An 18,909-nucleotide genomic window follows, 5' to 3' on the forward strand; every position below is an offset into this window, starting at 1 on the left:
CGCCCCACCCGCGCCCCGCGGCGCGGCCGCCCCCCGCCCCCCCCCCCCGCGCGCCCCCCCCCCCCCGCCCCGGCGGCGCCCCCCCCGGGGGGGGGGCCCCCCCCCCGCCGCCCGGACGGATGCCCGGCCGGCGCCGTACCCGGAATCGTGGCGGCCATGACGCACACCAGACCCGTCCTCGCCACCGCCGCTGTGTCCGCCTGCCTGCCCTGTCTGACACTGAAGCTGAGCTGGCTGGCTGGCTGGCGGCCGAACCGGCATCCCGGAAGGCAGCCCGCTGCACGACGGCGGCACCGGCGGCAGTGACACCGACGGGGCCGACGCGACTCTGGAGAGCTGGGTGCGGACAGTCGTCCACTCCGGCTTCGTGGTCCAGGCGCTCGCCCTGGGAAGGCTGTTCGCCTGCCATGCGCGCGACCGCTGGGGCGCACTGCTGCGCTCCCCGCTGCACCGGCGGGTGCGCGGCGGGCGGTCCGGCGGCCCGCGGAGCACACACCTGTTCGCGGCGGCCGTGGCGGCGGCACTACCCGTCCTGGTGGGGCCCCGACGTGGTGCTGATGGATGTGCGAATGCCGCGGGTCGACGGGATCCGCGCCACCGAGCAGCTGGTGCGGACCCTGGGCGGGGGGGCGCCGCGGATCCTGGTCCTGACCCTCCGAGAACGACAGCCACGTGTACGACGCACTGCGCGCCGGGGCACACGGCTTTCTGCTCAAACGGACGACCGCCGAGGACCTGGTGGCCGGGATCCGGCTGGTCGCGCGCGGCGAGTCGCTGCTCTTCCCCGTCGCCGCCCGCGGGCTGGCGGCCCACCACGCCCACCGGGGCCGGACGGCGGCGCTCACCGCGCGGCTGACCGCACGCGAGGCCGTCGTGCTCGGGCTGACGGCCCGGGGGCTGACCAACGCGGAGATCGCCGTGCGGCTCGCGGTCGGCCGCCACCGTCAAGACGCACGTGGCCGGGGTGCCGGCCAAGCTCGGGGCGCGGGACCGCACCCACGCGGTCGTCCTGGCCTCCGAGCACGGTGTGGTCACTCCGGGCGGAGAGGCACCCCGGGCGGAGAGATGAGAATGTCCTGAGAAGTCCGCCTCGGTCGGAACCCGCACCGTCCCGGAGTGCGTTCCCGTGCAGAGATGAACAGGACGATCAGGCGTGCGGGCACCGTCACGCTGCTGCTGGTGATGGCGCTGCTGATGCGGCTGACCTGGCTGCAGACGGTGGACGGCCAAGCCCTCGCGGACAACGAGGACAACCGGCGGAACGCCATCGAGCGGTACGCGCATCCGTTCGGCGACATCTATGTGGGCGGCGAGCCGGTCACCGGCTCCGAGCGCGCCGGGGACGGCGGCGACCTGCGCTACCGGCGGACGTACACCGACGGACCGCTCTACGCGCCGGTCACCGGTTTCGCCTCGCAGGTGCGCGGTACGACCCAGCTCGAGGGCATCTACCGGGACGTGCTCGACGGCACCGACGACCGGCTCAAGGACCCGCTGGAGCTGCTGACCGGCGAGCGCGCCCGGCCGGGCAACGTGCTCACCACCATCGACCCGGACGTGCAGCGGGCCGGGTACCGGGCGCTGGGCGGCAAGAAGGGCGGCGCGGTGGCGATCGACCCGGACAGCGGCGAGATCCTGGGCGCTGTCAGCACCCCGTCGTTCGACCCGTCGTCGGTCAGCGGCAGCACCCCGGAGGACGCAGCGGCGTGGCGGAAGCTGACCGCCCGCAGCGGCACCGACCGGGCCGACGACCGGCCGACCCTGAACCGCGCGCTGCGCCAGGCCGTGCCGCCGGGCTCGACGTTCAAGCTGGTGGTGGCCGCCGCCGCGCTGGAGAACGGGCTCTACTCGTCGGTGGACGAGCGGACCGACAGTCCCGACCCCTACACCCTGGAGGGCACCTCGACGGTGCTGAAGAACGAGAACGCCGCGGCCCCCTGCGAGGACGCCTCCCTGCGGACGGCGCTGCGCTACTCCTGCAACAACGTCTTCGCCGCGCTCGCTACCGATCTGGGCGCCGCGAAGCTGCGGGAACAGGCCGAGAGGTTCGGCTTCGACGACGCGAAGCGGGATGTGCCGGTCCGCGCGGCGCGGAGCAACTTCCCCGCCCGGACGGACGCGGCGCAGACGGGTCTCTCCGGGATCGGGCAGTTCGAGGTCACCGCGACCCCGCTGCAGATGGCGATGGTCTCGCAGGCCGTGGCGCAGGGCGGCGAGCTCGTCGACCCGCACATGGTCTCCCGGGTGCAGGACGGCAGCGGGCACACGCTCCGGTCCTACGAGGACCCGGACACCCACCGGGTGATGAGCGAACGCACCGCCGGGCAACTCAGATCGGCGATGGGCACGGTGGTGGAGAAGGGCACCGGCAGCAATGCGAAGATCGACGGCGTCACGGTGGGCGGCAAGACCGGCACGGCCCAGCACGGGGTCGACAACAGCGGTACGCCTTACGCCTGGTTCACCTCCTTCGGCGAGACGGACTCCGGCCGGAAGGTCGCGGTGGCCGTGCTCGTGGAGGACTCGGACGCGGCCCGCGCCGAGGTCAGCGGCAACGGGCTGGCGGCCCCCGTCGCCCGGAGGATGATGGAGGCGGCTCTGCGGTGACCCGGTCCGCGCGGCCCCGGGGGGGGCGCGCCGGACCGCAACAGCGGCGGGGCGGCGTCTTGACGGGCGGTGCGGCCCTTCGTAGCGTCGCCTTCCCCCTGGTGGCCGCCCAGGCGCGCCCGCATCGGCGCCCGGAGCCGAAGCGCCGCCGGACGACCGGATGGAGACCGCACGTGCCCGAGAGTCCCGCGGCCGGGTCCGCGCCCCGCACCGTGCTGCTGACCGGCGCCGCCGGGGGCCTCGGCACCCGGATGCGGGAGCTGCTGCCCGGTTACGGCTGGACCCTGCGGCTGCTGGACATGCGCCCGGTCGAGGACGCACCCGACGCGCACGTACTGGACCTGGGGGCCGCGGACACCGACGCGCTGCGCACCGCGGTCCGGGGCGTGGAGGCGATCGTGCACCTGGCGGGGATCTCCTTGGAGTCCACGTTCGAGAAGATCCTCGCCGCCAACATCCGGGGCACGTACGCACTCTACGAAGCCGCCCGCGCCGAGGGCGTGCGCCGCGTCGTCTTCGCCTCCTCAAACCACGCGGTCGGCTTCACCCCCGTCCCGGCGGACGGCGCGGCACTGATCCCGCCGCACACCCCGCACCGCCCCGACACCTTCTACGGCCTCTCCAAATCCTTCGGCGAGGACCTGGCGCAGCTCTACCGGGACCGGCACGGCATCGAGACCGTCTCCATCCGGATCGGCTCCTGCCAGGCGGCACCGACCTCCGTACGGGAGTTGTCGACCTGGCTCAGCTTCGGCGACTGCGCCCGGCTCCTGCACGCGGCGCTGACCGCGCCGGACGTCGGCCACACGGTCGTCCACGGCTCCTCCGCCAACACCCGGATCTGGTGGGACCTCGCCCCGGCCCGCGCCCTGGGCTACGCGCCGCGCGACGACTCGGAGCTCTATGCCGAGGAACTCCTCGCACGCTACGGGGAATTGGACACCCGGGACCCCGATCAGGCACATCTGGGAGGCGAGTTCTGCACCCGTCCGCCGAGGTGGCCGCGCTGAGTCGCGCCGCACGGGGGGCCGGCCGGGGGCGGACGCGGCGACGGGCGGGGCAGGCATGATGGATCAGCAACCGACCAGCCACGGGGAGGCCCCTGAGATGCTCGCCACACCGCTCACCCAGCTCGCCGACGCACAGGACACGGGTTCGGACCTGCTCTCCGACCTCACGCACTCGGGCGTGCTGAGCTGGATCGTCCTCGGCCTGGTCGCGGGCACGGTGGCCAAGATCCTGCTGCCCGGCCGCGATCCGGGCGGCCTCGTGGGCACCGTGCTCATCGGTGTCGCCGGGGCGTTCATCGGGGGCTGGCTCTCCGCCACCTTCCTGGACCGTCCGATAGCCAACAACGTGGTGGATCCCAGCCTCTGGATCGCCGCCGTCGCCGGGGCTCTCGTGCTGCTGATCGTCTACCGGCTGCTCTTCGGCCACTCCCGCGACCGCCGCTGACGGCCGCGGCACCGTGCGGGCCGGCGCCCGCTCCCGCACAGGGGGCACGGACGGCCTGCCGGCAGACGCCTTCCGGGCTCCCGGGGTCCGGGTGGTTCGGAACCGGAAGCGGGTGGGTGGTAGAAACGCGGAGGTATACATCCCTCGTGTGAAAGGAGACGCCATGTCGTCCAAGCGTCGGCGCAAGAAGAAGGCCCGCCGCGGCAACGCGGCCAACCACGGCCGCCGTCCGCAGTCCTGAGTGCGGCTCCCCGCGTGCCGCACCGGCACGCGGGGAGCCCGCCCGGTGGCCGCCGCCCGGGAGCTGCGGCCCCGTATCCTCCCCGCGGCCGGTCTCGTTAGAAGGCCGTGAGTACTCGAACCTCCGCCCGGTATCTCGTCCGTACCGCCGTGGCCGCGGCCGCGCTGGCGGTACCCCTGCTGACCTCGCAGCCGGCCCCCGCCGCCGACACCGCGAGCGGCCCCGCCGGCTCCACGCCCGGCAGCCCGCGCACCGGACCTGGCTCCGACGGCGGTGACCAGGGCGTCTTCCTGAGCATCTCCGGCTCCGGCGACACCTGGATCCGGGGCGTCGTGCTGCACTGCGAGCCGACGCCGCACGGACACCACCCCAGGGCCGTGGAGACCTGCGCGGCCCTGGACGCGGCACACGGCGATCTCGACGCGCTGCCCGTCGGCAGCGGCCGGTGCACCATGCAGTACGACCCGGTGACCGTCACCGCCCGCGGCAGCCACCGGGGACAGGCCGTGAACTGGAAGAAGACGTTCCCGAACGCCTGCGTGATGCATCAGGCGACGGGTCCCGTCTTCGACTTCTGACCCGGTCCCGGCGAGCCGGCCGGCAGGGCCGGACCCCGCCGTGCGGCCGTGCCGCCCGCACCACGCCCGATCGGGCCGCCCCACGCCGCGGCGGAGCTCACTGCGGCGCGGGCCGCGGCGGGCCGCCGGAGCTCGCACTCCACGGGCCCGCCCCGCTCCCGACTCCGCACTCCCGGCCGGACGCGGCGCGGCACGGTGGTGCTACAGCGCGGCGGCGCCGGGCTTCACCATGCCGCGTACCGTGCGCGAGTCGACGTACTCGCCCAGCGCCGTCATCTCCCACTCGCCGGAGAACTGGCGGATGAACTTCGCCATCAGGACACCCGTCCGCGGCTCGGACTGGGTCAGGTCGAACCGGACCAACTCCCCGCCACCGCCGTCGAGCAGCCGGCAGTACGCCTTGGCGACGTCCGTGAACTTCTGACCGGAGAAGGAGTTGACGGTGAAGACCAGCCCCGTCACCTGGGGTGGGATGTCGCCGAGGTGGACGGTGATCACCTCGTCGTCCCCGTCGCCCTCGCCCGTGAGGTTGTCGCCGGAGTGCTGGATGACACCGCCCAGAATGGCCAGCTTGCCGAAGTAACAGGCGTCGACCTTCTTGCGGTTGGCGTCGTAGGCGATGACCGAGGCGTCGAGGTCGATCTCCTTCGCCCGCCTCCCGGCACGGAAGACCGGCTCCCAGCCGAGCCCCATCCGCACCGAGGTGAGCAGCGGCCTGCCTCCCTTGACCAGCGACACCGTCTGGTTCTTCTGCAGGCTCACCCGCCCCTTGTCCAGGTTGATCTTCCCCGTCCCGGCAGGAGCTGCCGGGGCAGCGGGGGCGGGTGCCGCCGCGGGCGGGGCGGGAGCGGCGACCGGCGGGGCGGCGGGTGCCGCGGGGGCGGCCGCGGGCGGGGCGGCGGGCTCCTCCACCTGGACGCCGAAGTCCGAGGCGATTCCGCCCAGCCCGTTGGCGTACCCCTGGCCGACGGCGCGCACCTTCCAGGCACCGTTCCTGCGGTAGACCTCCACCACCAGCAGCGCCGTCTCGGCCCCGAGCTGCGGTGGGGTGAAAGTGGCCAGCACGGCGCCGGTGGCCGCGTCCCGGACGGTGGCGGTGGGCTCGGTACCCGCGAAGGTGGCGCCGGGGGCGTCCGGACTCGCGAGGACGGTGACCTTGTCGATCCCGGCGGGCACCGCGCCGGTCTCGACGGTGATGGTGTCGGTGGCGCCGCCGGTGTGGGTCACGCCGGGAGCGGTCGGCTGGTTGTAGAAGACGAAGTCCTCGTCCGAGCGGACCTTGCCCTCCGGGCTCAGCAGCAGTGCCGAGACGTCGAGCTTGCTGGGTGCGGTTACCTCCACCGCGACGCGCTGCGCGGTCAGCGGAAGGTTGGAGCCGGGAGTCATTGCCGTCATGCCGGGGTAACGACCGGCCGGGCTTTGCGGTTCCTTTGCAGTGACCGAGGTGTACCCGCCCCCGGGCCGCGCCCCGCGAGTCAGGCGGGCGAGGGCCGCCCGGGTCCGGCCGGCTGCGCTGCACTGCGGCAGGAGGCGACGGGACCCGGAGCGAGACAGCATGCGACGCCGGCGCACGGCCGCTCACCCCGTCCTCCCCGGAGTACAGTGACATAGACAGACCTGTTTACCGCCGTGCGGGCAAGGCAGGACACGGCGGGGCGTCGACGGAGGGAGCTGCGAGCAGTGGGGACGGGGACAACGGAATCGGCGGCGGCGCGGCCGGCGGCCCCGGAGGAGCTGACGCCCGGCGCCCGGCGGATTCTGGACGCGGCGAGCGCCCTCTTCTACGAGCGCGGCATCACGGCCGTCGGCGTCGATCTGATCGCCAAGGAGGCCGGCACCACCAAGAAGACCCTCTACGACCGGTTCGGTGGCAAGGACGCGCTGATCGCCGCGTATCTGCGCGAGCGGGACCGGCGCTGGCGCTCCTGGCTGACCTCGTGGGTGGCGGCGCACGCCGCGGACACCGGGGCCTCCGCGCAGCTGCTGGCCACCTTCGACGCGCTCGCGGAGTGGACGAGGCAGCACAATCCACGTGGCTGCGGCTTCGTCAACGCCGCGGCGGAGCTGCCCGACCCCGCGCACCCGGGGCGCCGTGTGATCACCGAGCAGAAGCACTGGATGCACGGCTATCTCCGCGAGCTCGCGGTCGCGGCCGGTGCGCGGGAGCCGGGGCGGCTGGCCGACCGGCTGGCCGTGCTGCACGAGGGCGCCGTGGTCATGCGCGGCCTGGAACTCGTGGACGACCCGGTCGGCACTGCGCGCGCCCTGGCCGAGCTGGCCCTCCGGGAGGCGCTCCCCGGGCCGGGGGCCGGTGGGGCGGCCGGGCCGGCAGGGCACTGAGGCCGCGCCGGGACGGAGCCTCCGGCTCCGTCGGGCGGATCGGCAGCGCCACCGCGGTCGGCGCGGCGCCCCGCGTTCCGAGGTGCATCGCGGCGGCCGCGGGCGCAGCCTGGAGGCATGAGTGCGTTCGTCGTCGTCCATCCGCCCGCGCCCGGCGGCGGTCGCCGCGTCAGTGTGCACGGCGAGACGCTGGGCACCGCCCACGGCCTGACCGATCTGATCGAGTTCCTCGCCCGCGCCGGTCTGGACATCGCCACGGTCGATCTGTACGACGAATCGGTCATCGAGTGGCAGGGCGGCAACCACCTGGTATGGGGGCGCGCGGCGGAATGAGATCGCGCTCCGCGGGGCAGGCGGGGGCTGACGGGGAGGGACGACGGGAGGGCGGGGCGTGCCGGGAACAGAGGGACCGCGACAGCGAGCGGGCCGGAGCGGGGACGTGCGCGGCGGTGCCGCGTTCCCGTGGGGGTGGCTGGTGCCCGGAGTGCTGCTGGTGGTGGGGCTCCTGGTGTGGGGGATCGTGGTCTATCCCCGGCTTCCGCAGCAGGTGCCGCAGCACTTCGGCAGCGACGGCGTGGACCGGTACGCGGACAAATCGGTGGGCGCCGTCTTCCTCCCCGTCCTCGTCCACGCGGGCGCGCTCGCGCTGCTGACCGGGACGGCCTTCGCCACCCTGCGCATCACCCCGGTCCGCGACCTGCCGCCGGGGCGGCGGACGTCGAGTCTGGTCAACCGGCCGCAGACGGCACAGGGTGCGCTGGGCCTGGCCCGGGCGCAACTCTTCCTCGGCTGCTGCCTCGGGGTGACCGTCGCCGTGGCCTGCAGCCTGATGTGGGCCGTCGAACCGCCGGCCGAGGGCGAGCCGCGCACCGGGACGCTGCTGCTCGCCCTGCTGCCCTCGGCGCTCGGCACCGCCGCCGTTCTGGCGGCGGCCTTCCGGGACCGCCGGCCGGGCGACGCCCGGGCGACGGAGCCCGGCGCGGAGTGACCGTCCGGCCCGGTCCCGGCTATCCGGGACCGGCAACCCCTTCCGCCGTCCGCAGTTGCAGGGCCCGGAGGTCGCGGCTGGCGGAGATCAGTTCCTTGGCCTCCTGCTCCGTGCTGACCATCGGCTGCGAGCCGTGCAGCGGCACCCCCGCGGTCTCCGGCATGAAGCGCACGGCGAGCAGGCCGACGAGGCCGCTGACCACCAGATAGCAGCCGGGCACCAGGTTGCTGCCCGTCGCGCTGACCAGGCCCTCGGTGACCAGCGGGGTGGTTCCGCCGAAGGCGGCCACCGAGAAGTTGAAGCCGATCCCCATCGCGGCGTAGCGCACGCTCGTGGGGAAGAGCGCGGGCAGCGTGGCGGCCGACGGTGCGGCGAACCCGGCCAGCAGGGTGGCCAGGACGAGCACACCGAGCCCGGGCAGCAGCCAGCCGTCCGAGCGCAGCAGCAGGAAGGCGGGGACGGCCAGCACGATCTGGCCGACGGCGGCCCAGCGGTAGACGGGGCGCCGCCCGATCCGGTCGCTGAGCCGGCCGACGAAGGTGATGAGCACCACCACCCACACCATGCCGACCAGCACCAGCACATCGGAGGTGGTGCCGTCCCGGCCCAGCACCTCGGTCTGATAGGTCGGCAGATAGCCGGTCACCATGTAGTTGGTGACGTTGTAGAGCAGCACCAGGCCGATGCAGACCAGCAGCGGCTCCCAGTACCGGCGCAGGATGGTGCGGAACTCGTGCTTCTGCTCGCGCTCGGCGACGGCCTGGTCGTGCTCGTCCAACTGCTGCTGGAAGGCGGGGGACTCCTCCAGCTTCAGCCGCATGTACAGGCCGATCAGTCCCAGCGGTCCGGCGATCAGGAACGGGATGCGCCAGCCCCAGGAGAGCATCTGGCTGTCGGTCAGCGCGATGTTGAGCACGGTGACCAGGACCGAGCCGAGGGCGTAGCCGATGAACGTGCCGAAGTCGAGCCAGCTGCCGAGGAATCCGCGCCTGCGGTCGGGCGAGAACTCCGCGATGAAGGTGGTGGCGCCGCCGTACTCGCCGCCCGTGGAGAACCCCTGCAGCATCCGCGCGAGGAGCAGCAGGATCGGGGCCGCGATGCCGATCGTGCCGTAGTCGGGGATGAACCCGATCAGGAAGGTCCCGAAGGCCATCAGGACCATGGTCGCGGCGAGCACCTTCTGCCGGCCCAGCTTGTCGCCGAGCGGCCCGAAGAAGAGGCCGCCCAGCGGGCGGACGACGAAGGCCGCGGCGAACGTCGCGAACGAGGCCAGGAGTTGCGCCGCGTCGGAGGCGCCCGGATAGAAGACCTTTCCGATGGTGGCGGCCAGATAGCTGTAGACGCCGAAGTCGAACCACTCCATGCAGTTGCCGAGTGCGGAGGCGCTGACCGCCCGCTTGAGCATGGGTTCCTGGACGACCTGCACATCGTCCTTGGTGAACGGGCGGCCCGCGCGGCGCAGTCTGGAGACCAGTTCGTCGCGTACCTGTTGGGGCAGCGCGGCCACCGCCTGCGGTACCTGCCGGGCCGCCGCTGCGCCCCCGGACTGCCGCTTGGGGCTCTCTGTCACGTCGTTGCTCACACCCTTTGCTCCGAATAGCCGAAAAGGCCCGATCTGCTCGATCGTACGGAACTGCGGGAGCGGATCCCGGGAGCGGGTTGCCGGACTCGCCGCACCTCACACACCGTCCGCGGTCGGACCGCGCCCGCACCGCCGGGCGGTCCCGTACGGCACCCCGGCGGTGGGTGCGGCTGGTCACGTCAGTGGTCGGTACGGAACGCCCGCGCGGCGGAGGCAGGGACGGACGGCCGGCCGCCCTGTGTGGAGGTGAGTGGGAGCGGATCCCGACCGGGCGGGATCCGTGGGCGGTCAGCGGGAGCGGGCCTTGAACGCGGCCTTGCGGGCGTCTTTGGCGATCCGCTTGTCCGGGTGCACCCGCCCCATCGTCTCCAGCACGTCCCCGGTCGACGGGTGCTCGACTCGCCACGCCTTGTCGAAGAAGCCGGTGTGCTGGTCGACCAGATCCCGTACCAGGTCGCGCAGTTCATCCGGTTCACCGGCGGTCGCCACCTGGGCTGCGATGGTGTCGATCGTCAGCCAGAAGACCATTTCCTCGTCGGGCTGCGGCACGTCCCCGGCGCCACGCTCGGCGAGCCAGACCCGGGCGAGCCCGCCCAACTGCCGGTCCTCCAGCACCTCGCGCAGCGCGGGCTCGGCCCCGGGCCCGGCGAGCGAGAGCGCCTGCTGGCAGGCGAGCCGCCGGACGGGGGCGGCCTCGTCGCCGCCGCGTGCCGCCGCGAGCAGTTCCCGCGCGGCCGCCGGCGTGCCGTCGCCGCCGGTGGGTCCGCCGGCGTTCCGGGCGGCGAACCACCCCTGGATCTCGCTGCGCGCGTTCTCCTCCGTGTAGACCGGGAGCGCGGCCAGCAGCGCGTCCGCTCCGGCGTGCGCGAGGTCGCCGACCGCCGGAACGTCCAGACCGGCCTCGCGCATCCTCTCGCGCACCCCGTACAGGCCGAGCGGGGTGAGCCGCACCATGCCGTAGCGGGAGACGTCCTCCTCGTCCGGCTCGGCGCCCGACTCCGCCGCGTCGTAGGGCTCTTCGCCCTCGTCCTCGCGGGTGAGGGCCTCGTCCACCGGCTGGTGGACGACCAGCCCGGTCGGCTCCAGCATCCGGAACTGCTCGTCCAACCGCATCATCGTGCTGGAGACCTCTTCGAGCACGTCGTCGGTGGGCTCGTCCATGCCCTCGGGCACGGTCATCGAGGCGGCCAGCACCGGCAGCGGCACCATCGACCCGGCCGCGACGGCAGGGTCGGTGGCCGTGAGCAGGTAGAGGTTGCCCAGGGCGCTGTCCAGGGCCTCGGCCTCCTCCTCCGGGTTCCAGTCCAGCGCGTCGAGGTCGATGGTGTTCGGGTCGATCTCGCCGTCCGGACTGACGGCGCCCTCGATACCGTCCAGCAGTTCCTCGAAGCTGGGTGTCGCGGCGTCCGCGAGCACCGTCTCCAGGCCGCTGCGCCACAGCCCGAGGATCTCCTCGGGAGCGGGCGCGGAAGCGCCCGGGGCGCCGGTCAGCCCGCCCAGCTCCGGCTCCGGCGCGGCCGTGCCGACCGGATCGTCGCTGCCCGGCCCGTCGGCGGCCTCCGCACCCTCTCCGGCTCCCCCGGCCTCCTCGGTCTCCTCGAATTCCTCGACCGCCAGCAGTCCGGTGTCCACGGCGAAGTTCCAGGCGTCGGCGGCGAGTGCGGGAGCCTCCTCGTCTCCCGACAGGCCCAGGTGTGCGGCGGCCTGCTTGAGCTGCTCGGCCAGCAGTTCGCCTCCGGCACCCACCGGAATGCCCGCACCCGCGGGACCGCCGGCGCGCGCCCAGCGGGTGAGTTCCACAGCGCGCGCCAGGAGCGGTGCGGCCAGTGCGTCCCGCGCCAGTTCGGCATCGGAGGGCAGCCGGACGGGCGGCAGGGTGGGACGGTCGTCACCGGTCATGTGCGGGTTCATCTCCTACAGGTGCTACAGGTTGCCGGACGGTGCGGGGACCCAGCATAGAAGGGTTCTGTCCGCGGGTGCCCGAATCGTGCAGCAGGCACGTAACAAGGACGGAGACGGACCTGGCACCGGTGGTTCGCCTGTTCGGCTGTGGCCGGTTCCCGGCGGAGCCGGGCCCGCTGCTCACCGCGTGTGGTCGCCGATGACGTACCGCTCCGGCCAGGTCACGGCCGTCCGACGGGGCCCGGAAGCGGGCCGGGTCCGGTCGGCCGGCCCGGGTGTCCGGCCGGACGCCCGGGCCGGCCGCCGCCGTGGGCCACGACCTGGCGGCGCCGGAGCCAGGCGCAGGCCGTCGAACCGGTGATCATCCGCCCAGGCTCCCCTGCCCGGTGGAGGAGGCGACCTCGGAGGGGGCGTCCTCGGAGGAGTCCTGCGGCAGCAGCTCCGCGAGTCGGTGCGCCTCCTCGATGAGCGTCTCGACGATCTTCGATTCGGGTACGGTCCTGACGACCTCGCCCCGGACGAAGATCTGTCCCTTGCCGTTGCCGGAGGCGACGCCGAGGTCCGCTTCCCTGGCCTCTCCCGGGCCGTTCACCACGCACCCCATGACGGCCACGCGCAGCGGAATGTCCATGTCCGCGAGCCCGGCCGTGACCTCGTCGGCCAGCTTGTAGACATCGACCTGGGCCCGCCCGCAGGACGGGCAGGACACGATCTCCAGTCCGCGCTGCTTGAGGTTCAGGGACTCCAGGATCTGGAGGCCGACCTTCACCTCCTCGGCGGGCGGCGCGCTCAAGGACACCCGGAGGGTGTCGCCGATGCCCTGGGACAGCAGCGCGCCGAACGCGACAGCCGACTTGACCGTGCCCTGGAAGGCCGGGCCCGCCTCCGTCACGCCGAGGTGCAGCGGATAGTCGCACGCCGCCGCGAGCTGCCGGTACGCCTCGACCATGACGACGGGGTCGTTGTGCTTGACGGAGATCTTGATGTCCCGGAAGCCGTGCTCCTCGAACAGCGAGGCCTCCCACAGTGCGCTCTCGACCAGCGCCTCCGGGGTGGCCTTGCCGTGCTTCTGCAGCAGACGGCGGTCGAGGGACCCCGCGTTGACCCCGATCCGGACGGGGGTGCCGTGGTCCTCGGCGGCACGCGCGATCTCGCGGACCTTGTCGTCGAACTGTCTGATGTTGCCCGGGTTGACGCGCACGGCCGCGCAACCGGCCTCGATGGCGGCGAACACGTACTTCGGCTGGAAGTGGATGTCCGCGATCACGGGGATCCGGGACTTGCGCGCGATCGTGGGCAGCGCGTCGGCGTCGTCCTGGGTGGGACAGGCGACGCGGACGATCTGGCAGCCGGACGCGGTCAGTTCGGCGATCTGCTGGAGGGTCGCGCCGATGTCGGAGGTGCGGGTCGTGGTCATGGACTGGACCGAGACCGGGGCGTCGCCGCCCACGGGTACGGCCCCCACCTGGATCTGACGGCTGGCACGGCGTCCAGCCGGCCTCGGCGGCACCGTGGGCAGTCCGAGAGCGACAGGCATGGCAGTTCCCCAAGGTGGTCGGCCGGTCCGGGCGGACCGGGTGACGGCTGCTGGCTGGGGGCCGCGGGCTCATCCCCCGCCGGGCCCGGGCGTGCGCTCGTCGGCCAGCGGTGTCCGCGGGACGCGGCCGGTGACCGGGTCGGCGAGCCGGCCGGGCATCGTGAAGACGACGTCCTCGGCGCGGCCCCGCTGGAGTTCGACCTGGTCGAATCCGAGTGCGGCGAGCCGGGTGACGAGCCCGCCGACGAGGATCTCCGGCGCGCTGGCCCCGGCACTGATGCCGACCGAGGACACGTTCTCCAGCCAGGCCGCTTGCAGGTGCTGTGCATCGGGCACCAGATGGGCGGCGGCGCCGTGGTCGCGGGCCACCTCCACCATGCGCAGCGAGTTGCTGGAATTGCGCGAGCCGACGATCAGGACCAGGTCGTTGTCGCGGGCCAGGTCCTTGACGGCGTTCTGCCGGTTCTGGCTGGCGTAGCAGATGTCGTCGCCGGGGGTGATCAGGTCGGTGAAGCGGGCGCGCAGGGCCTCGACGACGCGCCCGGTCTCGTCGAACGAGAGGGTGGTCTGGGTGAGCACGGCGACCGGGGCGTCGTCGGGCAGGTCCAGGCGTCGCACGTCGTCCACGGTCTCGACGACGACGATCCGGTCGGGGGCCTCGCCGAGGACGCCCTCGATCTCCTCGTGGCCCTCGTGTCCGACGAGGAGGATCGTGCGGCCGTCCCGGGCGAAGCGCACCGCTTCCTGGTGGACCTTGGAGACCAGCGGGCAGGTGGCGTCGATGACGTCGAGCTGCCGGTCCGCGGCGGCGGCGCGCACTCCGGGGGAGACTCCGTGCGCGGAGAAGACACAGACCGCGCCGTGCGGGACCTCCTCCTCGCTGTCGACGAAGACCGCGCCGCGCGTCTCCAGCTCGGCGACGATGTGGTGGTTGTGCACGATCTCCTTGCGCACGTACACCGGCGGCCCGTGCATGTCCAGCGCCCGCTCGACGATGCCGATGGCGCGCCGGACCCCCGCGCAGAAGCCGCGCGGCTGGGCCAGGACGACGTTCCCCGCACTCACGTCGCATCACCCCCGGCCGGTGCGGGGACGGCGGAGGCCGCCCGGCGCGGCGTACGCGCGTCCAGTCGCAGGCGCAGTCGGCGCGGGTGGTAGACGGTGGCCAGCGGAACCGGGCGGATGTCCATGCCGGGCTCGCAGGTGACCCGCCAGCGGCCGAGGATGGTGGCGAGCCCCAGGGCGGCCTCGGTGCGTGCGTAGAGGTCGCCGATGCACTTGCGGGCGCCGGTGCCGAACGGCACGTAGGCATGCCGGGAGGCGGGCGCGACGCGGTCCGGGAGCCAGCGGTCGGGGTCGAACGCCGCGGGATCGTCGAAGGCGTCCTCGTACTGGGCGACCGCGGCGGGGCTGAAGACGACGGTGGAGCCGGTGGGCAGCCGGCGGCCGGCGAGTTCGGTCGGGGCGGCGGTGAGCCGGGTGAACAGCCAGGCGGGCGGGTGCAGGCGCAGCGTCTCGGAGATGATCCGGTCGGTCAGGGAGAGCTTCGGCAGGTCGTCCCACTGCGGGGCACGCCCCTCCAGGACGGTGTCCATCTCCTCGTACAGCGCGGCCTCGATCTCCGGGTGCTGGGAGAGCAGGTAGAAGACCCAGGTGAGGGTACCGGCGACGGTCTCGGTGCCGGCCGCCATCACGGTGATGACCTGGTCGTGGATCTCCCGGTCCGCGAGCCGGCCGCCGTCGTCGTCGCGGGAGGCGAGCAGGGCGGCGAGCAGGTCGTCGCGCTCGGTCCCGTCCGCACGGTAGTCGTCGATGAGCCGCTGGGTGGTCGCGTGCAGGAAGTCCAGGTTGCTCTTGTAGCGCCGGTTGGACGGCAGGGGCATGCGGCGGACCGAGGCCGGCAGGAACATCTGCCGGAACAGGCCGTTGAGCACGACATCGAAGGAACGTTCCACCTGCGCCGCCAGCTCCGGACTGACGGGTGTGGAGTACAGGGTGCGGCCGACCGTGCGCAGGGCCATGCCGTACATCTCCTGGAAGGCGTCGACGACCATGCCGTCCTGCCACCGGGAGGCAGTGGCCTCGATCTCGGCGTGCATGGCCTCGGAGTAGCGCTTGAGCTGGCCGCGGGTGAAGGCGGACTGCATCAGCCGGCGCTGCCGGCGGTGGTCGGCGAACGGGCAGGTGACCAGGCCGTTGCCGGCGATGTCGCGGGCGCGGTCGTAGAAGACGCCGCCCTTGTCGAAGATGCGGTCGTTGGTCAGGACATGCCGCAGCAGCTCGGGGTGGGTCGGTACATAGGCCCTGGTGGGGCCGATCTTGATCTCGACCAGGTCGCCGTGTGCCGAGAGCGACGTCATGAAGTTCACGGGGTGCCGCATCATCTGGAGGGCGTGTCCCACCACGGGGAAGGCCCCGGGCGCCGTTCCCGCTGAAAAGGTGCTCTCCTCGGTCATACGAATCTCAACTTCCCGTGTGTGGCCGTTGGTTGTTCGCCCGTCCGGGCCGGAGGCCGGCTGTCCACGGCGGCCGGGCGGAGGTGCGCGGTGCGAGGGGGCGGGGGCAGTGGGGAGTGTCTTCGAAGGAGCGTCGTCCGCCCGCCGGGCAGACGGGGCTTCGAAGACACGACCTAGCGGGCGGTGCTGCCGAGTTCCTCCAGGTAGCCCCGGGAGCCGGCGGCGAGTGCGAACTCGGCGTCGTAACGGCCCGAGGAGCGGTGCCAGTCGTAGGAGCCGCGGATCACCGGGCGTATCGCGTCCGTGCGGTAGCGCTCCAGCGCCTCCCGCTCGTCCGGGTCGAGCCGGTAGATCTCGCCCAGCCGCGGCAGGCAGGACTCGAGCAGCAGGAACTGCTCCAGCCGGGCGTGCACCTCGTCCTGGAGGTGGGCGATGCTGCGGCTCCTGGACCAGCCGTGCTCCCGGTGCAGGATCAGGACGAGGTTGTTCTGCTCACCGCGGGCCTCCTCCTTCTCCAGCGAGGCGATGTCGTTGAGCATCAGGTTGACGTCGACGGCGACCTGGAGCATCGCGGACAGCAGCGTGCTGTCGAAGACCCGGTGCGGCACCTCGAAGCGGCCCGCGCGCTCCGCGAGGTCCACCGTCGGCTGCACGCCGATCGTGTGCCGCCGCATGCCCAGGTACTGCGCGGCCGAGTCGCACGGCCGGTTCCAGAAGCGGCTCGCCGCCTCGTCGATGTACCCGTCGAAGTAGTTGCGCCAGTGCCGGGCGCTGCGCGCGCACCAGGCCGGGGTCATGCCCTCGCGGGTGCGCCGCCAGATGTCGGCGAAGCCGTGGGCGATCGGCGGCGCCTCCTCCGGCAGCGGACCGTCCAGCGCGGCCGCCACCGCACCGGTCAGCTGCCCGGCCTGCTCGGGGTCCTCGCCGCGCGGCCCGTCGAAGAGGTCGTCGAACAGGAAGAACCACGACATCAGATCGACGCCCAGGTCGAGATCGGTACCGGTGGCGTGCGGGTAGAAGCGGGAGGCCAGGTCGGCGTAGCTGCCCCGCAGATGGCGTTCGGCCGCCATGTCGGACTTGATCAGACCGAGCGAGCGCGGCCACGCCAACTGCTCCGCCTCGGCCCGGGCATGATCGGGGCTCTGCCGGCCCGGCAGGGGTATTCGGATGTCGATGTCCTGCGGCATGGGGAAATCCTTCTCGTGGGGGAACGGGCTCGATGCCGTGCGGGAAACAGGAAAGGGATGTCGGGGGTGGCGGTACGGATACGGACGTCCGGGCCGGGACCTCACCCGTCCCGGTCGACGACGAAGCGCCCGAGCGCGAGCAGTTCCTCGCGTGCACCGGCGTCCAGGTCGACGCCGAGCAGCGCGTCCTCGGCCAGCTTCATCCGCCGGGCGGCCTCGGCCAGGGCCCAGTCCCGGCCCCCGGCCCCGTCGATCAGTTCGGCCGCGCGCCGCAGTTCCTCCTCGCCGGGCTCGCCGGGCGCGGACAGCCAGGTGGCCAGCTCGACGCCGAGCGTGCCGCCCTGCTGGAGCGCGTAGCTGACGGGCAGGGATTTCTTGCGGGCACGCAGATCGGAGTGGACCGATTTGCCGGTGACGGCCGGGTCGCCCCAGATGCCGAGGACGTCGTCGGTGAGCTGGAAAGCGCGGCCCACCTCGTCGCCGTAGCGGGCCAGCGCGTCCACCGTCGCCGTCGGTGCTCCGGCCAGGACGGCGCCGATCGCGGAGCTCGCCGACAGCAGCGCGCCGGTCTTGTCGGCGGCCATGTCGAGGCACTCCTCGACCGAGACGTACGGGCGCCGCTCGAAGGACAGGTCCTGGACCTGCCCCCGGATGAGGTGCCGGGTGGTGCGGGCCAGCAGCAGGGCGGCGGGCACGGCCGTCGGAGTCCCCGCGTCCAGCAGCACCTCCTGGGCGAGCGTCAGCATCGCGTCACCGGTCAGGATCGCGCTGGAGGAGCCCCACAGCTTCCACACGGTGCGCTTGTGGCGGCGTTCCTCGTCGCCGTCCATCAGGTCGTCGTGCACCAGGGAGAAGTTGTGCACCAGCTCCACGGCGACGGCGCCGGGCAGGGCGACCTGCGGGGAGGCGCCGACCGCCTCGGCGGACAGCAGTGCGAGCGCCGGCCGGACGGCCTTGCCGGCGTCGCCGTTCGTGGGCGCCCCGCCGGCGGTGATCCATCCGAAGTGATAGGCAGCCTGGTGCCGTGAGCGGTGGTCCAGCCGGTCGACGGCGGCGCGCAGTGCCGGTGTGATGGTGGCCCGGCTGTGGCTGAGACGCGTGGGCGCGGTGCTCATACGGCGGCCTCCGCATGCCAGGGATCGGCCGGATCGTCGAAGATGCTGACGACCTGACGCATCAGGCGCCCCTCGGCCGGGTCGAAGGGCTGCTTGGCGTGGATGGTGCCGAGCTGGTCCCACATGACGATGTCCCCCGGCTGCCAGGTGTGGGCGTAGGTGTACTCGGGCCTGCCCGCGTGGGAGAGCAGTTCGTCGAGCAGCTTGCGGCTCTCGTCGGGGGCGAGGTCGACGATCCGCTTGGTGTTCAGGGTGCTGACGTAGACCGACTGGCGGCCGGTCCGCGGATTGCGGGCGATCAGCGGATGGACGGTGGAGGTGCCGTCCTCGGGCTGGATCCGCCTGCCGCTCTCGCCGAGGGACACCTCGCCCTGCAGCTCTTCCTCGATGGTCTCCTCGTACCCGGTGCGCAGGCCGTGCCGGACCCGGTAGGAGTGCAGGCGCCGGCGCTCCTCGGGCGACAGCGACTCGTACAGGGCGTACATGTCGGTGAAGAGGGTCTGTCCGCCGCCGGAGGGCGGCACCTCCAGGGCCTCCAGGAAGCCGACCTGGGAGACGCGGGGGCGGAAGGAGTAGTCGGTGTGCCACGCCATCCAGGCGGCGTCCCCGACACCGATCTTGCGGCCGTCCTCCATCAGGTTGGAGACGATCAGGATCTCGTTGTGGTCGGGGTGGGCACCGCTGGTCAGGCCGGTCTTCGGGATGTACCCGAAGCGGCTCCCGAAGGCCAGGAACTCCTCGTAGGTGGGGGTTTCGTGGCCGCGGAAGACGAGTACGAGATGCTCGTCGAGCGCCGCCCAGATCTCCTCGCACCGGGAGCTGCCGAGGTCGCCGGTGACAGGGGAGCCGTGCACGACGGCGCCGAGAGCGGCGCCGGGGATCGGCGTGACGTCCATGGGCGTTGCCGCCTTTCGTGAAACG

Annotated in this window: 17 protein-coding genes and 1 pseudogene; 9 read left to right on the forward strand and 9 right to left on the reverse strand. The window is 73.0% G+C overall.

The window, feature by feature from the left end:
• Window positions 1-407 precede the first annotated feature (407 nt).
• From ACFYMO_RS06740 to ACFYMO_RS06765, 6 genes and pseudogenes are all read left to right on the forward strand, one after another.
• Window positions 408-1,069: pseudogene (locus ACFYMO_RS06740) on the forward strand (response regulator).
• A 65-nt stretch (window positions 1,070-1,134) separates the two neighbouring features.
• Entirely contained in the window at window positions 1,135-2,607 is a 1,473-nt protein-coding gene (locus ACFYMO_RS06745; protein ID WP_366774684.1) for a penicillin-binding transpeptidase domain-containing protein, read from the forward strand.
• 173 nt (window positions 2,608-2,780) lie between these two features.
• On the forward strand, window positions 2,781-3,617 hold the full coding sequence (locus ACFYMO_RS06750; RefSeq protein WP_388544746.1) for an NAD-dependent epimerase/dehydratase family protein: 837 nt from the start codon (window positions 2,781-2,783) through the stop codon (window positions 3,615-3,617).
• Between the two features lie 97 nt (window positions 3,618-3,714).
• Complete coding sequence (locus tag ACFYMO_RS06755; RefSeq protein WP_366774682.1) at window positions 3,715-4,062, forward strand: GlsB/YeaQ/YmgE family stress response membrane protein; 348 nt, start codon at window positions 3,715-3,717, stop codon at window positions 4,060-4,062.
• Window positions 4,063-4,210: 148 nt separating this feature from the next.
• Complete coding sequence (locus tag ACFYMO_RS06760) at window positions 4,211-4,303, forward strand: 50S ribosomal protein L37 (protein WP_388544748.1); 93 nt, start codon at window positions 4,211-4,213, stop codon at window positions 4,301-4,303.
• Window positions 4,304-4,410: 107 nt separating this feature from the next.
• Window positions 4,411-4,881 carry an SSI family serine proteinase inhibitor gene (locus ACFYMO_RS06765; RefSeq protein WP_366774680.1) on the forward strand — a complete coding sequence of 157 codons (471 nt, stop codon included), beginning with the start codon at window positions 4,411-4,413 and terminating at the stop codon, window positions 4,879-4,881.
• Window positions 4,882-5,082: 201 nt separating this feature from the next.
• On the opposite strand, the gene ACFYMO_RS06770 is transcribed toward ACFYMO_RS06765, so the two are convergent.
• Window positions 5,083-6,267 carry a TerD family protein gene (locus ACFYMO_RS06770; protein ID WP_366774686.1) on the reverse strand — a complete coding sequence of 395 codons (1,185 nt, stop codon included), beginning with the start codon at window positions 6,265-6,267 and terminating at the stop codon, window positions 5,083-5,085.
• Between the two features lie 294 nt (window positions 6,268-6,561).
• Here ACFYMO_RS06770 and ACFYMO_RS06775 point away from each other — a divergent pair, with 294 nt between their 5' ends.
• The 3 genes from ACFYMO_RS06775 to ACFYMO_RS06785 all read left to right on the forward strand — a co-directional run bounded on the left by ACFYMO_RS06775 (window position 6,562) and on the right by ACFYMO_RS06785 (window position 8,209).
• On the forward strand, window positions 6,562-7,221 hold the full coding sequence (locus ACFYMO_RS06775) for a TetR/AcrR family transcriptional regulator (protein ID WP_388544752.1): 660 nt from the start codon (window positions 6,562-6,564) through the stop codon (window positions 7,219-7,221).
• Window positions 7,222-7,338: 117 nt separating this feature from the next.
• Window positions 7,339-7,554, forward strand: a complete 216-nt coding sequence (locus tag ACFYMO_RS06780; RefSeq protein WP_366774678.1) for a hypothetical protein — start codon at window positions 7,339-7,341, stop codon at window positions 7,552-7,554.
• Window positions 7,555-7,660: 106 nt separating this feature from the next.
• Window positions 7,661-8,209 (forward strand): DUF1648 domain-containing protein, encoded by a 549-nt coding sequence (locus ACFYMO_RS06785; RefSeq protein WP_366774677.1) that lies wholly within the window; start codon window positions 7,661-7,663, stop codon window positions 8,207-8,209.
• Between the two features lie 19 nt (window positions 8,210-8,228).
• On the opposite strand, the gene ACFYMO_RS06790 is transcribed toward ACFYMO_RS06785, so the two are convergent.
• From ACFYMO_RS06790 to ptlD, 8 genes are all read right to left on the reverse strand, one after another.
• The gene (locus ACFYMO_RS06790; RefSeq protein WP_366774676.1) at window positions 8,229-9,791 is read right to left on the reverse strand and encodes an MFS transporter; all 1,563 of its coding nucleotides are present in this window, start codon (window positions 9,789-9,791) and stop codon (window positions 8,229-8,231) included.
• A gap of 288 nt (window positions 9,792-10,079) precedes the next feature.
• Entirely contained in the window at window positions 10,080-11,690 is a 1,611-nt protein-coding gene (locus ACFYMO_RS06795) for a hypothetical protein (protein ID WP_366774675.1), read from the reverse strand.
• 364 nt (window positions 11,691-12,054) lie between these two features.
• A complete protein-coding gene (gene ispG / locus ACFYMO_RS06800; protein WP_366774673.1) occupies window positions 12,055-13,230 on the reverse strand; it encodes a flavodoxin-dependent (E)-4-hydroxy-3-methylbut-2-enyl-diphosphate synthase in 1,176 nt (391 codons plus the stop codon).
• 69 nt (window positions 13,231-13,299) lie between these two features.
• A complete protein-coding gene (gene ispH / locus ACFYMO_RS06805) occupies window positions 13,300-14,295 on the reverse strand; it encodes a 4-hydroxy-3-methylbut-2-enyl diphosphate reductase (protein ID WP_366774672.1) in 996 nt (331 codons plus the stop codon).
• Window positions 14,292-15,686: a pentalenene oxygenase gene (gene ptlI, locus ACFYMO_RS06810; RefSeq protein WP_366774671.1), complete on the reverse strand. Its 1,395-nt coding sequence runs from the start codon at window positions 15,684-15,686 to the stop codon at window positions 14,292-14,294. The genes ispH and ptlI overlap by 4 nt, the downstream gene beginning before the upstream one ends.
• Window positions 15,687-15,859: 173 nt before the next feature.
• Entirely contained in the window at window positions 15,860-16,873 is a 1,014-nt protein-coding gene (ptlA, locus tag ACFYMO_RS06815) for a pentalenene synthase (RefSeq protein WP_366774670.1), read from the reverse strand.
• Between the two features lie 101 nt (window positions 16,874-16,974).
• The gene (locus tag ACFYMO_RS06820; RefSeq protein WP_366774669.1) at window positions 16,975-17,988 is read right to left on the reverse strand and encodes a polyprenyl synthetase family protein; all 1,014 of its coding nucleotides are present in this window, start codon (window positions 17,986-17,988) and stop codon (window positions 16,975-16,977) included.
• Window positions 17,985-18,884 carry a neopentalenolactone/pentalenolactone F synthase gene (ptlD, locus tag ACFYMO_RS06825; protein ID WP_366774668.1) on the reverse strand — a complete coding sequence of 300 codons (900 nt, stop codon included), beginning with the start codon at window positions 18,882-18,884 and terminating at the stop codon, window positions 17,985-17,987. The genes ACFYMO_RS06820 and ptlD overlap by 4 nt, the downstream gene beginning before the upstream one ends.
• Window positions 18,885-18,909: the final 25 nt, after the last annotated feature.

It is taken from the genome of Streptomyces sp. NPDC007025 (genome assembly GCF_042869455.1).
Taxonomy (GTDB): Bacteria; Actinomycetota; Actinomycetes; order Streptomycetales; family Streptomycetaceae; genus Streptomyces.